This is a genomic window from Mammaliicoccus sciuri (genome assembly GCF_025561425.1).
GTDB classification, from domain to species: domain Bacteria; phylum Bacillota; class Bacilli; order Staphylococcales; family Staphylococcaceae; genus Mammaliicoccus; species Mammaliicoccus sciuri_A.
In genome coordinates, this window is record NZ_CP094824.1 from 670,345 (window position 1) to 687,659 (window position 17,315).

Sequence of the window (17,315 nt, forward strand, 5' to 3'; positions counted from 1 at the left end):
TTGCTGTATTATTTTTCTTGATTGATTTTATCTACATTATTGATCAATTTTTGTAATAAGTTGTTTAATTGATTAGTTTCTTCATCATTTAACTCTGATACATCTTGAATTAAATGTGAAGCTTGGTGTAAATGTGGTTTCATTTGTTCACTTTTTTCTGTTAGATGAACAAACACTTCTCTTTGATCTAATTCAGAACGTACACGTTTAATTAAATCTAAATTTTCCATTCTTTTTAATAAAGGGGATACAGTACCTGTATCTAGGGCTAAGTCTGTTACAAGCTTTTTGACATTGACCGGCGCGATTTCCCATAAAATCGTTAATACTAAATATTGCGGATATGTAATATTGTACGTCTTGAAAATTTTGTTTGAATAATAGCGGTTAACTTGTCGTTGCGCATTATACAAATTAAAACACAATTGGTTTTGGATATCTAATTTATCCGGCATAATCTTTCCCCCAAACTACAAATGCAATGGTTCATTATTTTTTTTGAAATCTCCTAATTCATTATATAATGAATATTTTTATTTTGTAAATATTTTAGTGATGTGTAATTTATAATATTTAAAGTATAAGTTATAGGATGAACTTTAAGTCTTTGTAGTTTCTGAACTTATATCATATAATTACAGAAAGGTGGTTTGAATATGGGTCATAGTATGAAGAATAAAAATAAAATGGCAGTAACAATTTTGACAGGTTTTTTAGGTAGTGGTAAAACAACATTACTTCAAAGACTCATTATGAAAGCAAAAGACTCTGGTCAAAAGGTCGCAATCATTATGAATGAATTTGGTTCTTTTGATGTTGATAGTAATTTGTTAGGTGATGATGTCTCTACTCAAAGTTTATTAAATGGTTGTATATGCTGCTCATTGAAAGATGATATTGAAGTTGTATTACATAATTTATATCATAAAGACCAGCCTGATCTTGTATTAATTGAAGCGACTGGTATTGCGCATCCTGTAGAAGTAGTGGATGCATGTCAAAACCCTTCATTAATAGATAAAGTTGAAATGCCAACAATAATTGGTGTTATGGACGGGAAAAGATATTTAGAAAGAGCGAGATATACCGTTCAGACGAAACAATTAATGGAAGAACAAATGTTATATTCTCATTTGATTATTATTAATAAGTCTGATGAATTATCTGATGAAGAAAAAGCATCATTAGAATCGTCATTACAAACGATCAAGCATCAACCAGTGCTACACTTTACGCAGTTTTCAAATATTGATGGTGTTGAAATACCTGTAAATGAGGCTTTGTCACTTCAAGCTAAACATAGTCATCATCACGGTATTCAATCCATAAATTATACATTTAGTGGTCCGATAGAAATGGAATTATTAATGAATTTCTTAAGACAATTACCTGATTCGATTCTTAGAATTAAAGGATTTGTTAAATTTAGAGAAGAACCAGAACAAACTTATTTATTTCAATATGCATTTGGGGTACCTCAATATGAACCAGAAATAATGAATATGCCATTAACAATTGTCATAATAGGTGAATCTATAGATAAAGCAAGTATTCGTAACAAGTTAGATATGTTGAACTTTTCTTAGGAGATGATGGGATGGAAAGAATTCGTATAAATAAACATGTTAGTTATTCTAGAATTGTACATGGTTTTTGGAGATTGAATGAGTGGGGTTATAACAATCAACAATTAAATAATTTCATGCATGAAATAGTTGATAGAGGCATTACAACAATGGATCATGCGGATATTTATGGTAATTATACATGTGAATCATTATTTGGTGATGCATTAGCATTAACACCTAATTTAAGAGAGAAAATTGAAATCGTCACAAAATGCGGTATTATTTTACCGAATGATCAAATTGCTAAAAATACTGGTCATCGATATGATCAAAGTTATGATCATATTATTGAATCAGTTGATAAATCGCTATTAAATCTTAAAACAGATTATATCGATACGCTATTGATTCATCGCCCATCTCCTTTAATGGATCCGGATGAAGTAACGCGTGCAGTGATGCATTTAGTTGAACAAGGAAAAATAAAAGCATTCGGTGTTTCGAACTTTAAATGTAATCAATATGAATTGTTAAATGAAAGTTTGAAGAAAGAAATGTCTCATATCTCAGTTAATCAAGTTGAAGTGTCACCATATCAACTTGAAAATATTGAAGATTGTACATTAAATAGAATGTTGCAACATGATGTTAAAGTAATGGCATGGAGTCCATTAGCTGGCGGTAAATTATTTGATCAAAATGATGAAAAAGCAAGACGCATTATGGCAGTTACACAACCATTAGCAGAAAAATATAACGTATCAGTGAGAACAGTGATTTACAGTTGGTTACTCAGATTGCCATCAAAAGTAATGCCAATTGTAGGTTCAAGTAAGATAGAAAGAGTTGACGAAGCTGTAAATGCTACGAAATTACAATTAACAGATTAAGAGTGGTTCGATATTTATGTCGCATCACGTGGTGAAGATATATTATAGTATGATAATGATATAAAAATGAGGCTAGAACCAATATACAGGTTCCAGCCTCATTTTTTAGATTAATATTTATTTTTCTAATCTATTTAATGTAATTTCTCCTAAAGATTTTGCTGCAACTTGCAAGCAATCTTCATTCACATCAAATTTAGGGTGATGATTCATATATGGTTCTGTTACGCCTTCTGGTTTACTGCCTACAATGTAGAATGGACCAGGAATTTTTTGTAGGTAGTATGCAAAATCTTCTGAACCTGTAACTTGAGGTATTTCAACTAATTGTTGGAAATAGTCGCCTTTACTATTTGATAATATTTCTGCTACTTTATCAGTTTGTTCTGGGTGGTTGTAAAGTACAGGATAACCAAATTGATAATCTAAGTCATATTCAATATCAAAGCCAACTGCAACACTATCTGCAATTTTTTTGATTTCTTGATACATTGTTTCTTCTAATTCGGGATTTAAATATCTAGCAGTACCTTTAATCGTAACTTTATCTTGAATCACGTTGTATCCGCCTGGTGCTTCGAATGCACCAATCGTAACGACACCCATATCTAATGGATCAATACGTCTTGATACAATCGTTTGAATAGCGTTTACAAAGTTTGTCCCAGCAACTAATGCGTCATGTGTTTTGTGTGGACTTGCTGCATGTCCACCTAAACCATTAATCGTCAACTTGAATGTTGAACTTCCTGAGAATGAAGGTCCTTTATTATAACCAATAAATTCAGGTCCAGCTACTGGAACGATATGGATACCATAAACTTCATCTAAGTCATCAAGCGCACCAGATTCTACAAGTGCTTTAGCACCACCAGGAGGTTTCTCCTCAGCATGTTGATGAATGATTTTAACTGTGCCAGGTAATTCTTCTTTAATTTCAATAAGTGCATCTGCAAGCCCCATTAAATAAGCAGTATGAGCATCATGGCCACAAGCATGCATAACACCTTCATTTTGTGATTTGAAAGGAACATCTGTTTCTTCAGTTATAGGTAAAGCATCAAAGTCAGCTCTTAAACCAATCGTTCTACCTTCTTGACCATCTTTAATTTCTACAATAATAGCATGTTCTTTTTCTAAAGGTTGTGTTACTTTAACATCTTTGCCTTCGTAAAATGATTTAATATATTCAGCAGTTTGCGCTTCTTCAAATGATAGTTCTGGGTGTTGATGCAAATGTCTTCTAATATCAATCATGTCACTTTCTTTCTTTTCAATTAGGTTAAAAAGCTTTTCTTTTAAATTATTCATGATTTACCTCCTAAAATTATACTAGAAAAGTATAACAGTAATCTTTTACTGTATAAAATGATTGCACTTATAAAACATCTAAAAATTTTTGGTTGATTTTGGTTGATTGTGAACGAAAGTGATTGACAATAAAATGAAAACGTTTTATTATGTAGAGGAATAGGGGAGATTGTATGTTAACGACTGAAAGACACCAATTAATATTAGAAGAGATTAATCTACGGGAAACAATATCTCTACAAGAACTTATTAATTTGACGAATTCAAGTACATCAACAATTAGAAGAGATTTATCTCAACTCGAAGAAAGAGGTATGCTCAAAAGAGTTCATGGTGGAGCAACTCAAATAACAAAGCGCCATGAAGAGCGTAATATGACAGATAAAGAATCGCGACATCAAGATGAAAAACGAGAGATTGCACGATTAGCTGTCAGTCAAATTTCAGATGGGGATACGATTTATTTAGATGCTGGGACAACTACTTTAGAAATGATTCCGTTCATTACACAACAAGATATTATCGTTGTGACAAATGGTTTAACACATGTAAGACCGTTATTAGAAAAAGGCATTTCGGTTTATATGACAGGTGGAGAAGTAAAGGCAACGACATTTGCGAATATAGGCGTAAATGCAGTTAAATCCCTTGAAAGATATCGTTTTGACAAAGCTTTTATTGGTATGAATGGGATTGATTTGAACTATGGGTTAACGACACCAGACCCTTACGAATCAGAAATGAAAGAAAAGGCTATTCATTTAGCATCTCAAGTATATGTCTTGTTAGATCATTCTAAATTTAATGAAGTATCGTTTGCGGAAGTAACATATGATAAATCAATAGAGATACTAACTTCTCACAAAGCGATTCAAACATTAAATAATCTAAATCAATTTAAAGAAAAATATAACATTAACGGAGGACAAAAATGATATATACAGTTACGTTTAATCCATCAATTGATTATGTAATGTTTACCAATCAATTTGAAGTAGGTGAATTAAACAGAGCACATGAAACAAACAAGTTTGCTGGTGGAAAAGGTATCAATGTTTCTCGAGTACTTCAAACATTAGATATCGAAAGTACAGCAACAGGTTTTATAGGTGGATTTCCTGGAGATTTTATTAAAGATACACTTAATCAAGCAAACATCTTAACAGACTTTGTAGAGGTTAAAGATGATACAAGAATCAATGTGAAATTAAAATCTGGTTTAGAAACTGAAATCAATGGACCTGGACCTAATATTGAATCTCATAACTATGAAGAATTTTTAACGAAAATGAAAAATACGCAATCAGTAGATACGGTTATAATTGCGGGCAGTGTGCCAAGTTCACTACAAAATCCAGTTTATCAAGAAGTAGCAGAAATACTTAAACAGACTGGTGCAAATTTAATCGTGGATGCTGAGAAAGATTTGATGAAATCAGTATTAGCGTATAATCCGAAATTTGTTAAACCAAATAAACATGAATTAGAAGAGATATTTGATAAACAAATTGAAGCGGATCAAGAAGTCATTGAATGTGCTGAGCAACTATTGAATGAAGGTGCTCAAGCAGTCATCGTTTCACTCGGTGGAGAAGGTGCCATTTATGTGGATCAACAAACACGATTAAAAGCCATCGTACCAAGTGGTCAAGTTGTGAATACAGTTGGTTCAGGTGACAGTACTGTTGCTGGTATGGTAGCAGGATTAGAAGCAGGCAAAGACATAGAATCAGCATTTAAATTAGCAGTAAGCTGTGGTACAGCAACAGCATTTAACGCGGATTTAGCTAATAAAGAAGACATAGAAAAAATAATTTCTAAAGTAATCATTAAACATGTTTAAAATAGGGAGGTTATTAAAATGAGCATTACAGAACTATTAACGAAGGAAACCATTGCAATGGATCTTTCTGCAACAAGTAAAGATCAAGTTATTGATGAGTTAGTTGCGCAATTAAACAGCGCTGGGAAATTAAGCGATGAAGCAACTTTTAAAGAAGCGATTCATGCAAGAGAGTCACAAAGTACAACAGGAATTGGTGAAGGAATTGCGATTCCTCATGCTAAAACAGATGCTGTACAATCTGCAATTGCTTTTGGTAAATCTGTTGAAGGTGTAGATTATCAATCATTAGATATGCAACCAGCTCATTTATTCTTTATGATTGCTGCGCCAGCTGGTGGTGCACAAACGCATTTAGATGCCCTTGCTAAACTTTCAGGCATTTTGATGGATGAAGATGTAAGAGCAGAGTTATTACAAGCGAAAAGTAAAGAAGAAGTATTAAATATCATTAATAAGCATGATGATGAAGCTTCAGATGAAACTTCAGAAGCAGCAGCTGTAACGAATGCAGAAGCGGATACAGAAAAAGGACTTGTATTAGCTGTAACAGCATGTCCTACAGGTATTGCTCATACTTATATGGCTGCAGATGCGTTGAAAAATCAAGCTAAAAAATGGGTGTACCTATTAAAGTTGAAACAAATGGTTCAGGTGGTATTAAAAATCACTTAACTGATGAAGAAATAGAAAAAGCATCAGGTATCATTGTAGCAGCAGATGTACACGTTGAAACAGATCGTTTCGATGGTAAAAATGTAATTCAAGTTCCGGTTGCTGATGGTATTAAACGCCCAGAAGAATTAATCAATATGGCGCAAGACACATCACGTAAACCATTCGTAGCTAAAGGCGCGAAACAAAGTAGTACTGCTAGCAACGAAAAACAAAGTGTATCTAAGACGATATATAAACACTTAATGAATGGTGTTTCTAATATGTTACCACTTGTTATATCTGGTGGTATCTTGATGGCAATCGTATTCTTATTTGGTGAAAACTCATTTGATCCAAAGAGTGGACAATATAACGAATTTGCAGCTAATTTATGGTCGATTGGTAGTGAAAGTGCATTTAAATTAATCGTGCCTATTTTAGCAGGTTTCATTGCTAGAAGTATTGCAGATAAACCTGGTTTCGCATCTGGTCTAGTCGGTGGTATGTTAGCAATAGCAGGTGGTTCAGGATTCTTAGGTGGTATTATCGCTGGTTTCCTTGCAGGTTATTTAACAGAAGGTATCAAATATGTATTTAAGAACTTACCTCAAATGTTTGAAGGTTTAAAACCTACATTAATTTATCCAATTTTATCAGTATCACTTACTGGATTACTTATGGTGTACGTAGTGAATCCACCAACAGCATGGTTAAACAATTTATTATTAGATGGATTAAATAACTTATGTGGTTCTAATATTATGTTATTAGGTTTAGTAGTTCGTGCAATGATGGCAATAGATATGGGTGGTCCATTTAATAAAGCGGCATACGTATTTGCAACAGCAGCGTTAACTGAAGGAAACGCAGCAGCAATTACGGCAGCTATGGTTGGTGGTATGATTCCGCCAATAGCAATTGCAACAGCGATGTTAATCTTTAGAAAGAAATTTACTAAAGCGCAAAAAGGTTCTATTATTCCAAACTATGTGATGGGATTATCATTCATTACAGAAGGTGCTATTCCATTTGCAGCAGCAGATCCATTACGTGTCATTCCATCAATGATGGTTGGTTCAGGTATTGGTGGAGCGTTAGCTTTAGGATTAGGTTCAAGAATTCAAGCACCACATGGCGGTATCTTTGTTATATTCGCAACTGACTTCGGTCATGTATTACAAACATTACTAGCAGTCGTTATCGGTGCATTAGTTGCAGTAATTATTTATGGTGTTATTAAACCTAAATTAACGAAAGAGCAACTTGAAATCGCAGAAGAAGTAGAATAATCAATATATCGTACTAAATTAAAAGCTGTCTACAGAGTTGTGGAGTTGTGACTTTGTAGACAGCTTTTTTTAATCATTACCTTAAATCCTCGGCCAAAAGTATGATGCTGATTTAACATGTTTAAAATTGAAAAGTTGAGGAAATTTTTATATGATTAAATTAAATTATTATAATATGTAGAAAATGGTAAACATAGGGAAAGATGTGAACAATGTTATATTACAAGACAATTATCAAATCAAATGACGCAGAATGGGTTACGTTGATACACGGAGCTGGTGGTAGTTCTTCGATATGGTTTAAACAAATGAGATATTATAGGAAACATTTTAATATATTACTCGTAGATTTAAGAGGACATGGGAAGTCTGCGAATAAAGAATGGAAGAAAAATGATTCATTTGAACATTTAGCAAAAGAAGTGGTAGATGTATTGGATCATTTAAATATAGACAAGACACATATTATTGGTATGAGCCTTGGCACAATTGTTGGCCAAACAATGGCGCAATCATATCCGGAGAGAATAACGACATTGGTTTTAGGTGGGGCTATCATTAATGTGAATTTAAGGACTAAATTCTTGTTAGCAATTGGCCGTACGATTATGAACTTTGTACCGTATATGTTGCTTTATAAATTATTTGCTTACATCATTATGCCTAGGAAAGCTCATGAAGAATCAAGATTACGATTTGTGAATGAAGCTAAGAAAGTGTCTCAAAAGCAATTTATTAAATGGGTTAAATTAACGAAGCTTGTGAATCCTTATTTAGCACATTTACAAGTTGCAACAAGAGATATTCCAACGCTCTTTATTATGGGGGAAGAAGATTATTTATTTATGCCACCAGTAGAAAGACTCGTTAAAGAGAATGAAAACTTTTCAATAGAAATAATCGAGCAAGCTGGTCACGTATGTAATATTGATCAACCAGAAGCTTTTAATAAAATTAGTTCTAAATTTATCATGCAACATGTTGGAACAACAGCTATATAAAGAATGTATGTGTAGACTTCTACATTTACATTCTTTCTTATATGATTTAAATGGAGATAAAAATATGATACACTAAAAATAATATGCTAATATCGGGGGAGGTGACGCTAAATGGGAAGGATTTAGTTTTGAAAACGTATATCATAAATAAACTTATTGAACAAAATCATACAAAGGTGGCCATAGCGTCACCGCAAAATATTTGGAGGTGAATCCCTAGAAATAGGGAACTAATTGGAAATTTCGACCATAATAAACTTTATTGTATTCTTTATATTAATTGCATTTACAATGGTATTTGTAGGATCTGAATTCGCACTTGTAAAGGTGCGTATAACTAGAATTGAACAATTAATTTCTGAAGGAAGTAAATCAGCTAAAATTGTACATAAAATGATCAAAGAACTAGATTATTATTTATCTGCATGTCAGCTTGGTATTACTGTAACATCACTAGGATTAGGTTGGATTGGTGAACCAACATTTGAAGTATTAATACATCCTGTATTAGACTTCTTTAACTTACCAGACGCATTAACAACAACTTTCTCCATAGCGATCAGTTTCTTAATTGTAACGTTTATCCATGTAGTAGTTGGTGAATTAGCACCAAAAACGGTAGCAATTCAACAGGCAGAAAGACTTACACTTGTCTTCGGCCGACCATTATATTATTTCGGTATCGTTATGAAACCGTTAATTTGGTCAATGAATGGTGCAGCACGTATTCTAGTTAGAACAATAGGTATTCAACCTACTAACGAAGAACAAGCAATGTCAGAAGAAGAATTAAAGCTTATCATGACTCAAAGTTATCAAAGTGGTGAAATCAATCACACTGAATTAGCTTATATGCAAAATATTTTCTCATTCGATGAAAGATTAGCAAAAGATATCATGGTACCTAGAACACAAATGGTTACATTAACAGAACCATTTAATATTGAAGAATTATTAGAAATTATAAATGAACATCATTATACACGTTACCCAATTACTGAAGATGGTGATAAAGACCATATTAAAGGCTTTATCAATGTTAAAGAATTTTTAACAGAATACGCTTCAGGTGAACAAATTAAAATTAATAACTACGTTCATGACTTACCACTTATTCACGAAGTTACAAGAATTAGTGATGCATTAGTAAAAATGCAAAAAGATCATGTTCATATGGCGTTAGTTATTGATGAATACGGCGGTACAGCTGGTGTCATCACGATGGAAGATATATTAGAAGAAATCGTTGGTGAAATTCGTGATGAATTTGATGATGATGAAGTAAATGATATCATTCAAACTGGTGAAGACACTTACCAAATTAATGGACGTGTAACTTTATCAGAATTAGAAGAAAAATTCGGAATTGAATTTGTGGATTCAGACGATATTGATACAATTGGTGGTTGGTTACAAGCACATAACCCAGAAATTGAAAAAGACGACTATGTCGATACAGAATATGATAAATGGGTTGTTATTGATGTTGAAAATCACCAAATTAAGACAGTTGCTTTACACAAAGATTTTATAAAAGAAAGAAAAAGTATATTTGACGAAGACGAAGAAGACGAGGATTAAAACGTGAGCAAAACTACATTAACATCATTATTTAGGTTTACAGGATATTTAGAAGGTGGATCATTACTGTTATTAGTATTTATAGCAATGCCTATCAAGTATATGTTGAGTAATCCAAATGTAGTTTCGGTATTAGGCATGATACATGGTGGATTATTTTCAATGTATGTCATTATGATATTGGTAATGGCACTGATTGTTAGAATTCATATAAAGTGGCCAGTCATTGCTTTTATAACAGCTTTTATTCCTTTTGGCACATTTATATTTGATCATTTCTTTATAAATGGCAAATCTTATGAAAAGATAACGCAATCATAAATTGATAATATGAGCATGGGACAAATATTTGGATCCTGTGCTCTTTTTTTATTGTATTAATTACAAAAGTCGTCAGAAGTGTAACTAAGGGCGTCCATAGTAACAAAAGTCTGGAGAAGTGTAACTAAGGCAGCACATACAGTTTTGTTTTAATGAAGATCATCATGTAAAATAGGGAATATAGTAGAAAGATTGAGAGAGGAACCATATTTATGAGAATTAATAAATTTCTAAGTGAAGCTGGTGTATGTTCGAGGAGAGGTGCTGATAAATGGATAAGTGCTAATCGCGTTCAAATTAATGACGAATATGCGACACTAGGATCTCAAGTTGAAAGTACGGATGTTGTGAAGGTTGATGGTGAAGTCATTACAATTGATAAAGGCTATGTATATATAGCACTCAATAAACCACGTGGTATCACATCTACTACTGAGACACATGTTAAAGGTAATGTTGTAGACTACGTCAATCATCATGAAAGAATTTTTCACATTGGCAGATTAGATAAAGATTCAGAAGGATTATTACTTCTTACTAGTGATGGAGATATCGTTAATGAAATATTACGTGCTGAAAATCATCATGAAAAAGAATATGTCGTTTCAGTAGATAAGCCTTTAACGAAAGACTTCTTAAAGCAAATGTCTGAAGGTGTTGAAATCTTAAATCAAAAGACACTTCCAGCGAAAGTATCGCAAATTAATGATAGAACTTTTAAAATTGTTTTAACGCAAGGTTTGAATCGTCAAATTAGACGTATGTGTGAAACGTTAGGATATAATGTGAAAAAATTAAAAAGAATTCGTATTATGAATATTAAGCTTGATGGTATTAAATATGGTGAATGGCGTGATTTAACGAAAGAAGAATTTGAAGAACTGACACGTTCGCTCGCTTATACACCTAAAAGAGACCGTATGACATCTAAATAAAGGGGATAATAAAATGGTTAAATTAAATAATAATGTAGAGATACCAGAATTAGGTTTAGGCGTGTACAAAATTGAAGATGCTGATGTTGAGAGAGTAATCCATACAGCAATTGATGCAGGATATCGCGCGATAGATACAGCTTGGTTTTATAAAAATGAAAAAGCATTAGGCGAAGCTTTAAAAACAGTCAATATTAAGCGAGAAGATTTATTTATTACAACTAAATTATGGAATGACTTCCAAGGGTATGATGCAACTATTAAAGCGTTTAATGACTCATTAGAATCATTGCAACTTACGTATATCGATATGTATTTAATTCATTGGCCGTGTCCTGCAGACGGATTGTTTATTGATACGTATAAAGCATTAGAAACGTTATATAAAGAAGGCAAAATTAAAGCGATTGGTGTATGTAATTTTAAAGAACATCATTTAGATCAATTATTAGCTGAAACTGAAGTTGTCCCTGCAGTTAACCAAGTTGAATTTCATCCGTTATTTAATCAAAAAGCATTACAAGCATATTGTGAAAGTAAAGGAATTAAATTAATGGCTTGGAGTCCACTAATGAGAGGTGGCGAATGGTTAAATAATTCAGATTTACAAAGTATAGCAGATCAGTATAACAAGACTGTTGCACAAGTTATTATTAAATGGCATTTACAACAAGGTAGACTCGTTATTCCAAAATCTCAAAACGATAATAGAATAAGAGAGAATTTTGATGTATTTGATTTTGAATTGAGTGATGAAGATTTAGCCAAAATCGACCAATTAAATACAGATGAACGTCAATTTAGAGATCCAGATGAAGTAAAAATTGGAGATATGAAGTAAAATACAGAACCTTCACAGATTTGTTTGAATTAAGATGTATTTCATATGCATCTTTTAGTAAAATTAAACTGTGGAGGTGTTTTATTTGTTTAAATTTAAAAAACCAAATCAACATGGTGTATGGTCAATGATTGTACTACCAATCGCATTCGGAATTGCAGCAACTGGTTTTACATACTTTCATTTATTATTGTATTTAGGTGTACTGGCATCTTATTTTATGAGTGACCAAATTTTCTTCTACTTAAAGAAAAGGAAGAAAATAATAGGTTATATTTATACGGCAGGCATATTTGCTTTGATTGTCGTCATATCCTTTATACCAATCGTATTATATAAACCCGTTACGATAGGGATTTTTCTACTGATGGTACCTTTATCATTATTAAATGCCTATTTTGCTAAAAAGAAAAATGAAAGAGCATTTACTAATGATTTAATAGCTGTTTTGATATTCTGTTTATTTGGTGTGATCAGTGCGTTATTAAATGTATCTATCACAGATGTACAATCTTGGTTACCAGTCTTTATATTAAGTTTCTTATATTTCTTCGGTACAATTTTATACGTTAAGACGATGATTAGAGAGAAAAAATCTGTGAAATATAAATGGTCATCTTGGATTTATCATTTATGTATAGTTGTTGTAGGTTTCTTTATACATCCATTAGTTATGTTGATGTATATACCGAGTTTAATACGATCAATCGTTTTATATGGTAAGAAAATAAAAATTATGCATGTAGGCTTAATTGAAATAGCTAATTCAGTATTTGTATTAGTAGTTGGGTCTATATTTTTACATTAAAAAAGCAACCATCAGCGAATGGTTGCTTTAACTTTATCTATTAATTAAAGATTAATTATTTTTTGATTAATTTCAAAATAAATGATAATACAAGAATTAAAATAATTGAACCGATTAGTGCTGGTATGATTGCGACGCCACCCCATACTGGACCCAGGTCTCCAAGTAAAGAACCACCAATCGCTGAACCAATTAAACCGGCAATAATATTACCGACTATGCCGCCAGGTATATCTTTACCTAATATAACACCTGCTAGCCAACCTATTAGGCCACCTACGATTAACATTAATATAAAGCCCATTTGAGTGTACTTCCTTATTTATATTTCTTATTTCTATATTAAAGTACCCTGTTATTCACTATGTGAAACATAATAAGAAGTTTTGAATAACTTTTGCCATAAAATAAACATAATATAAAAAAGGAAGACTGGTATTAATAGAAACCAATGAGGCGTAAGGACAATCATACAGATTAACGCCACAATCGATAATATCTCACCAACTAAACGTGGATGAATAAAGTATCGATATATACCATTTTGGTAAATTTTTGCGAGCCTTTTACCGTCTGATTCAATAGGTTCTGTGAATAACGATAAATAAGCAATGATTTGTCCAAATATAAATAAACTGACACCTAAATAAGGGACAGATTGATAAATTGAAAGTGTACTATCTAAGTAAACAATGTTTAAAGACATACTAAATACAATCGTAATGATATAAAGTACGAAATATTGATTTTCAATGTAGTTTGGAACGTATTTAATTTGAATCCATGTATGTAAAAATGCCCATATAAGTAACATTGTCGTTACTGCAATCGTGATGAAGTTGATTTCTTTGATGATTATAAAGGATATTAAACCATTCAAAGCAATTGTGATTGAAATAGCGTATTGATTGATACGCGATTTCTTATTCATTACTACAAAGTTATATGACATCAAGACGATACACAGAATGATATTAATTGAAACGAGGAATGCCATATCTTTCTCCTGCCTTAAAATAGTCTCATCTAAGAATTATAACAATTTCTAAACATATAATCACTAAATATATGTTTTGTGAAAAAAATTAAAGACCCTTTGACAAATGAATGAAACTTTAATAGTATAAAAGTAAGCTATCTTGTAATACAAAATAGCTGTAAAAATTGGAAGAGGTTATTAAGATGTCGACAATTAAGACACAGATGAGAAAAGGGTTATTAGATGCTTGTATTTTATCTATAATACAATCTCAACCAGTATACGGTTATGAATTATCTCGCAAATTAAATGAACATCAATTTACCGATGTAAGTGAAGGGACAATATATCCTATTTTACTTAGATTATTGAAAAAGGAGTTTATTTATAGTGAGTTTAAGCATAGTGAACAAGGACCGAAAAGAAAATATTATTATATTACAGATAAAGGTCGTGAAGAATTAGAAATCGTACGAAAAGAATGGCTTGAAATTAAGGATCCTATTACTAAATTGTTAAAAGGGAGCAATGAAGATGTGTAGAACTACCAAACAACTCATCAAAGAAAACAACGAGAAGAGAAAGCAGCTAAATGAAACGGATTTAGAAGTTTATGAAGATTTCTTGTTATATGTTAGAACAGACTTGCGCGTAAATGAACATGAATCAGAAGTCATATTAATGGATGTTCTTGATCATTTATTAGAAGCTGTTTCGAATGGTACTACTGCAATTGAATTTTTCGGTCATGATGTTAAAGGTCATGCCGATGATATATTAAACGAACTACCGAATGAATCTAATAAAGCAATTTTAAAAATGGTAGGAATGGGTGTAGCGTACTTCTATAGTATATATTTTGTTATTACAGGTATCGTAGGTATATTTGTTGATTATAAGACGCCACTTATATCTACACTTTTACTTTTACTTATCGTACCAATAGGTGGATTCTTTATTGTTAAAGCATTATTCAATATTATCCAAAGATATATCTTTGATAAATCTAAATATAAGAAGATAAAAGAATCAGCATATGCTGGACTATTAGTTGGTGTTATACCAGCAATTCTAATATTAGTACCTAATCTTGTGTTTAAAGATTTGATGAAAGTTTATATTCCTTGGTGGATCTTCCTTATATTAGGCATAGCAATTTACGCTATATATAAAGTCATGAGTAGAAAGCCAAAAGCTGTATAAATAAGTAAGATAGACCAAAATAAATCAGCACATCACATAACGAGCATTTTCAAGTTAGTGATGTGCTGATTTTATATTGTGTATGCTATTTCCTAGGAAATATTAAACACCTTTTTTATTGCTCCATAACAGTGTATGTAGCTGTGGTAGAACAAAAATATCATTTAAAGTATCATTCATTACTTTATCAATCAGTTGTTCATATTTTTCAAGTAATTTCTCAGTATGGTTTGAAACGCTATCGTCTAGATACGGATTACCTACTTGTAAATAGAACGGGATAGAAGGATATCGATTGTGTATATCTTTAGCAAATTGATAGTCTGCTTCGTCAAAAATCACAACTTTAAGGGAAAGACTTTCTTCCACACATTGTGCGATAACTTCATCTAGTATTGTTAAATTAGGTTTCATACCAGAACTTGGTGGCTTAGGACTAATCGTTAAGTCATCGATTAGTGTCATCCATTCTTGGAATTTAGAGCCTTGAGTTTCAAGTGCGGTCTTTATATTTCTTGCTTTAAGTGCTTCTACGAAAGGTCCTATATTTTTAATCAGAGCAGGGTTACCACCTGATATCGTAACGTGTTGATATTTATTTGGTGCGAGTTGATCTAATTCGGAAATAATATTTTCTGGTTCAAGTAATCGGATATCATCTTTAGCAGAGCCATCCCATGTAAAACTTGAATCACACCAACTACATCTATAATCACAGCCACTTGTTCTAACAAACATCGTTTTTTGACCAATGACTGCACCTTCACCTTGAATCGTTGGACCGAAGATTTCTAACACTGGTATTTTAGGCATTGTGGTCACATTTCTTAGTTGGACGATAAACGACATAACTTGTTGGCGTCTCTCTTACAAATACTTGGACACATTTAGGTTGATTATCGGGTTTATCTAGAGAGGCTTGAACAATATTATAAATAGTTTGAGCAACTTGTTCAGTTGAAGGACTATGATCTTTAAATTCTTCAAAGTCATTTAAAAGTTGATGATCATAACGTTTATGGATTAATAATTTTAATTCACTAAAGTTCACTAAAAATCCCATTTTATCTAATTCGTCGCCAGCAATTGTTAAATTAACAAAATATGTGTGCCCATGTACGTTCATACATTTACCAGCTTCTTCGTGTGGAATATAATATGCACTTGAAAAATTAAAGTCTTTATTCAGTTCGAAAGCATAAGGGTGTTGAACGCTCGGATAGATTTGTTGTAACATTATAAACTTCCTTTCGTTTCTAGGTATTGGTCTAATCCTTGTTTTCTTAATTTACAAGCAGGACATTCACCGCAACCATCACTCATCACACCGTTATAACATGTTAATGTTTTTTCTCTAACATAGTCTAATGCACCTAATTGATCACTTAGTGCCCAAGTTTCTTTTTTATTCAACCACATAAGCGGTGTATGAATGACGAAATCTTTATCCATTGATAAGTTAAGTGACAAGTTCATAGATTTAATAAAGCTATCTCTACAATCTGGATACCCGCTAAAGTCTGTTTCGCAAACACCTGTAATAATATGTTTAGCACCAATTTGGTATGCTAATGCACCGGCAAATGATAAGAATAGCAAATTACGTGCTGGCACAAATGTATTAGGTATGCCGTTTTCATCATTTTCAATTTGCATTGAATGGTCTGTTAGCGCGTTAGGGGATAGTTGTGAAAGTAATGACATATCTAGAATATGATGCTTTAATCCTTGTTCTTTAGCGATATCTTCAGCAACTTTAATTTCTAAATCATGGCGTTGGCCATATTGAAACGTCACTAATTCTACTTCTTTAAAATGTTCTTTCGCATAGAATAAGCATGTTGTACTATCTTGTCCGCCACTGAACACAACAACTGCTTTTTCATTTTTTAATGTTTCTGACATAGTGTTTCTCCTTTATAAAGGCATAAAAAAAGCCTGCCTTCTATAAAAAGGTAGACGTAGGTGTCTAGTTTTTTATAGAGGGTGTAAGCTAGTAACCTCTTAGTTTATTGAATATACAAATGATAATATAATCAAATTGTAAAAGCAAGTTTAGTATATGGTATGATTGACATGAAATTAACG

At 32.2% G+C, this 17,315-nt stretch carries 19 protein-coding genes and 1 pseudogene; 13 read left to right on the forward strand and 7 right to left on the reverse strand.

Annotated features, from left to right (window positions below; all coding sequences use genetic code 11):
• Positions 1 to 8: 8 nt before the first annotated feature.
• Positions 9 to 455, reverse strand: coding sequence for a MarR family winged helix-turn-helix transcriptional regulator (locus tag MUA60_RS03270; RefSeq protein WP_262649709.1), 447 nt, complete (start codon positions 453 to 455; stop codon positions 9 to 11).
• Positions 456 to 656: 201 nt separating this feature from the next.
• Between MUA60_RS03270 and MUA60_RS03275 the strand changes: the two genes are divergently transcribed.
• On the forward strand, positions 657 to 1,586 hold the full coding sequence (locus MUA60_RS03275; protein ID WP_262649710.1) for a CobW family GTP-binding protein: 930 nt from the start codon (positions 657 to 659) through the stop codon (positions 1,584 to 1,586).
• Between the two features lie 11 nt (positions 1,587 to 1,597).
• Positions 1,598 to 2,458: an aldo/keto reductase gene (locus MUA60_RS03280; RefSeq protein ID WP_262649711.1), complete on the forward strand. Its 861-nt coding sequence runs from the start codon at positions 1,598 to 1,600 to the stop codon at positions 2,456 to 2,458.
• A 117-nt stretch (positions 2,459 to 2,575) separates the two neighbouring features.
• On the opposite strand, the gene MUA60_RS03285 is transcribed toward MUA60_RS03280, so the two are convergent.
• Positions 2,576 to 3,769 (reverse strand): M20 metallopeptidase family protein, encoded by a 1,194-nt coding sequence (locus tag MUA60_RS03285; RefSeq protein ID WP_262649712.1) that lies wholly within the window; start codon positions 3,767 to 3,769, stop codon positions 2,576 to 2,578.
• A 173-nt stretch (positions 3,770 to 3,942) separates the two neighbouring features.
• Between MUA60_RS03285 and MUA60_RS03290 the strand changes: the two genes are divergently transcribed.
• The 9 genes and pseudogenes from MUA60_RS03290 to MUA60_RS03330 all read left to right on the forward strand — a co-directional run bounded on the left by MUA60_RS03290 (position 3,943) and on the right by MUA60_RS03330 (position 13,045).
• A complete protein-coding gene (locus tag MUA60_RS03290; RefSeq protein WP_262649713.1) occupies positions 3,943 to 4,704 on the forward strand; it encodes a DeoR/GlpR family DNA-binding transcription regulator in 762 nt (253 codons plus the stop codon).
• Positions 4,701 to 5,612: a 1-phosphofructokinase gene (gene pfkB / locus MUA60_RS03295; RefSeq protein WP_262649714.1), complete on the forward strand. Its 912-nt coding sequence runs from the start codon at positions 4,701 to 4,703 to the stop codon at positions 5,610 to 5,612. Before MUA60_RS03290 ends, pfkB begins: the two co-directional genes overlap by 4 nt.
• Positions 5,613 to 5,630: 18 nt before the next feature.
• Positions 5,631 to 7,558 (forward strand): annotated as a pseudogene (locus MUA60_RS03300) (PTS fructose transporter subunit IIABC).
• A 212-nt stretch (positions 7,559 to 7,770) separates the two neighbouring features.
• On the forward strand, positions 7,771 to 8,559 hold the full coding sequence (locus tag MUA60_RS03305) for an alpha/beta fold hydrolase (protein ID WP_025904745.1): 789 nt from the start codon (positions 7,771 to 7,773) through the stop codon (positions 8,557 to 8,559).
• A gap of 234 nt (positions 8,560 to 8,793) precedes the next feature.
• On the forward strand, positions 8,794 to 10,140 hold the full coding sequence (locus tag MUA60_RS03310) for a hemolysin family protein (protein ID WP_049319700.1): 1,347 nt from the start codon (positions 8,794 to 8,796) through the stop codon (positions 10,138 to 10,140).
• A gap of 3 nt (positions 10,141 to 10,143) precedes the next feature.
• Positions 10,144 to 10,461: a DUF3817 domain-containing protein gene (locus tag MUA60_RS03315; protein WP_025904747.1), complete on the forward strand. Its 318-nt coding sequence runs from the start codon at positions 10,144 to 10,146 to the stop codon at positions 10,459 to 10,461.
• Between the two features lie 212 nt (positions 10,462 to 10,673).
• Positions 10,674 to 11,396 carry a pseudouridine synthase gene (locus MUA60_RS03320; protein ID WP_262649716.1) on the forward strand — a complete coding sequence of 241 codons (723 nt, stop codon included), beginning with the start codon at positions 10,674 to 10,676 and terminating at the stop codon, positions 11,394 to 11,396.
• Between the two features lie 13 nt (positions 11,397 to 11,409).
• Positions 11,410 to 12,237: an aldo/keto reductase gene (locus tag MUA60_RS03325; protein ID WP_262649718.1), complete on the forward strand. Its 828-nt coding sequence runs from the start codon at positions 11,410 to 11,412 to the stop codon at positions 12,235 to 12,237.
• Positions 12,238 to 12,313: 76 nt separating this feature from the next.
• Positions 12,314 to 13,045 carry a YwiC-like family protein gene (locus tag MUA60_RS03330; protein ID WP_262650576.1) on the forward strand — a complete coding sequence of 244 codons (732 nt, stop codon included), beginning with the start codon at positions 12,314 to 12,316 and terminating at the stop codon, positions 13,043 to 13,045.
• A 55-nt stretch (positions 13,046 to 13,100) separates the two neighbouring features.
• On the opposite strand, the gene MUA60_RS03335 is transcribed toward MUA60_RS03330, so the two are convergent.
• Together MUA60_RS03335 and MUA60_RS03340 are read right to left on the reverse strand one after the other, a co-directional pair.
• Positions 13,101 to 13,349 (reverse strand): GlsB/YeaQ/YmgE family stress response membrane protein, encoded by a 249-nt coding sequence (locus MUA60_RS03335; protein ID WP_025904751.1) that lies wholly within the window; start codon positions 13,347 to 13,349, stop codon positions 13,101 to 13,103.
• Between the two features lie 51 nt (positions 13,350 to 13,400).
• On the reverse strand, positions 13,401 to 14,042 hold the full coding sequence (locus MUA60_RS03340; protein ID WP_262649720.1) for a hypothetical protein: 642 nt from the start codon (positions 14,040 to 14,042) through the stop codon (positions 13,401 to 13,403).
• A 185-nt stretch (positions 14,043 to 14,227) separates the two neighbouring features.
• Between MUA60_RS03340 and MUA60_RS03345 the strand changes: the two genes are divergently transcribed.
• Positions 14,228 to 14,566: a PadR family transcriptional regulator gene (locus tag MUA60_RS03345; RefSeq protein WP_262649721.1), complete on the forward strand. Its 339-nt coding sequence runs from the start codon at positions 14,228 to 14,230 to the stop codon at positions 14,564 to 14,566.
• The gene (locus MUA60_RS03350; protein WP_262649723.1) at positions 14,559 to 15,227 is read left to right on the forward strand and encodes a DUF1129 domain-containing protein; all 669 of its coding nucleotides are present in this window, start codon (positions 14,559 to 14,561) and stop codon (positions 15,225 to 15,227) included. Before MUA60_RS03345 ends, MUA60_RS03350 begins: the two co-directional genes overlap by 8 nt.
• 102 nt (positions 15,228 to 15,329) lie before the next feature.
• Here MUA60_RS03350 and queE read toward each other — a convergent pair whose 3' ends face one another.
• Genes queE through queC form a run of 3 tightly spaced genes read right to left on the reverse strand, consistent with a single transcriptional unit; the run spans position 15,330 to position 17,132 of the window.
• The gene (gene queE, locus MUA60_RS03355) at positions 15,330 to 16,040 is read right to left on the reverse strand and encodes a 7-carboxy-7-deazaguanine synthase QueE (protein WP_262649724.1); all 711 of its coding nucleotides are present in this window, start codon (positions 16,038 to 16,040) and stop codon (positions 15,330 to 15,332) included.
• Positions 16,033 to 16,464: a 6-carboxytetrahydropterin synthase QueD gene (gene queD, locus MUA60_RS03360; protein WP_262649725.1), complete on the reverse strand. Its 432-nt coding sequence runs from the start codon at positions 16,462 to 16,464 to the stop codon at positions 16,033 to 16,035. Before queD ends, queE begins: the two co-directional genes overlap by 8 nt.
• Positions 16,464 to 17,132 (reverse strand): 7-cyano-7-deazaguanine synthase QueC, encoded by a 669-nt coding sequence (gene queC / locus MUA60_RS03365; protein WP_126476678.1) that lies wholly within the window; start codon positions 17,130 to 17,132, stop codon positions 16,464 to 16,466. Before queC ends, queD begins: the two co-directional genes overlap by 1 nt.
• Between the last annotated feature and the right edge of the window lie 183 nt (positions 17,133 to 17,315).